Genomic DNA, 456 nt, shown 5'->3' on the forward strand with positions numbered 1-456 from the left:
TCCCGGCCGACGGCCTGAACCGGCTCTACGCGGCCGTGCTGCTGTCGCTCGCCGCGGGCGTCGCCGCGCTGCTGTGGGTGCTCGTCGCACCCGGGCGGCGGCAGGCTGCGTGGCGTGCGGCTGCGTGGCTCGTGGTGCTCGTGCCGTGCGCTATGTACTGGGGAGGGCGCTGACATGGACGCCTCATTGCGCTCGCGCTGGCGCGCGCTGCATCGCGGCGCCGGTGCGCTGTTCGGCGTGGTGCTGTTCGTCGTGCTGTTCAGCGGTACCTGGAGCCTCGCAACCGATTCGATGCAGGGCTGGTGGCAGCCATCGTCGGTCGCCGTCGCGCGGCCGTTGCTGCCGCTGAACGAACTCGTCGCGCGTGCCGCGGCGCTCGGCGTGCCGTTGCGCGATGCGCGCATCGTGCTGCCGCAACCGGACGATCCGGCGCTCCGTTTCTGCGACGCGCGCCAG

At 73.0% G+C, this 456-nt stretch carries 1 pseudogene; it reads left to right on the forward strand.

The annotated features are described in order from the left end of the window. Positions 1 to 174: 174 nt before the first annotated feature. Positions 175 to 456 (forward strand): annotated as a pseudogene (locus G3N93_RS41230) (PepSY domain-containing protein); the annotation flags it as partial.

The organism is Burkholderia sp. Se-20378 (assembly GCF_017104665.1).
Lineage (GTDB): Bacteria > Pseudomonadota > Gammaproteobacteria > Burkholderiales > Burkholderiaceae > Burkholderia > Burkholderia lata.